The sequence below is a fragment of the Nguyenibacter vanlangensis genome, from assembly GCF_013376155.1.
GTDB classification, from domain to species: domain Bacteria; phylum Pseudomonadota; class Alphaproteobacteria; order Acetobacterales; family Acetobacteraceae; genus Gluconacetobacter; species Gluconacetobacter vanlangensis.
On sequence record NZ_JABXXP010000934.1, the window covers coordinates 1 to 913 of the forward strand.

Consider the following 913-nt stretch of genomic DNA (forward strand, 5'->3'; position numbering starts at 1 on the left):
CCTGGCGCTGCTGCTGGGCTGGAGCGGGCGGGCGGCCCTGGTGTTCGGCCTGGCGCTGAGCGTGGCCAGTACCGTGGTGCTGACGCGCGCGCTGGACGAGCAGCGCCTGACCGATACGCGGCGCGGGCATCTGGCGATGGGCTGGCTGGTGATCCAGGACCTGGTGACCGTGCTGGCGCTGGTGCTGCTGCCGGCGGTAGCGCCGCTGTTGCGGGACGGCGCAAGCCATGCGCCGCACTGGCCCCTGCTGGCGGGCACCCTGGCGGTGACGCTGGGCAAGGTCGCGGCCTTTGTCGGGCTGATGCTGGTGGTGGGGCGGCGCGTCATTCCCGCCGCCCTGCATGCGGTGGCGCGGATGGGGTCGCGCGAATTGTTCCGCCTGGCGCTGCTGGCGGTGGCGCTGGGCGTGGCCTATGTGGCGTCGGAACTGTTCGGCGTGTCGCTGGCGCTGGGGGCGTTCGTGGCGGGAATGGTGCTGAGCGAATCCGAACTGAGCCAGCATGCCGCCGAGGAGACGCTGCCGCTGCGCGACGCGTTCGCGGTTTTGTTCTTCATCTCGGTCGGGATGCTGTTCGAGCCGGCGACCGTGGCGCGGCATCCGGCCGGGCTGGCCGGGGCGCTGCTGGCCGTGTTCGTCGGCACGCCGATGATCGTCTTTTCCGTCCTGCTGCTGCTGCGCCAGGGGATGCAGACCGCCCTGACCATGGCGGCCGGCCTGTCGCAGATCGGCGAATTTTCGTTCATCCTGGCGACGCTGGGCGTCGATCTGGACCTGCTGGACGCCCCGGCGCGCAGCCTGATCCTGGCGGTGTCGATCCTGACGATCCTGCTGAACCCGCTGGCCTTTCTGATCGCCGGACGGCTGTCGCCCTGGGCGGCGCGCCGTGACGCGCGGCGTGCCGCGCCGCCCGGG

At 71.9% G+C, this 913-nt stretch carries 1 protein-coding gene; it reads left to right on the top strand.

Annotation, left to right across the window (positions count from 1 at the left end):
• Window positions 1–913: cation:proton antiporter domain-containing protein (locus HUK84_RS20270; protein ID WP_176641804.1), on the top strand; the 913-nt coding region annotated here is incomplete at both ends.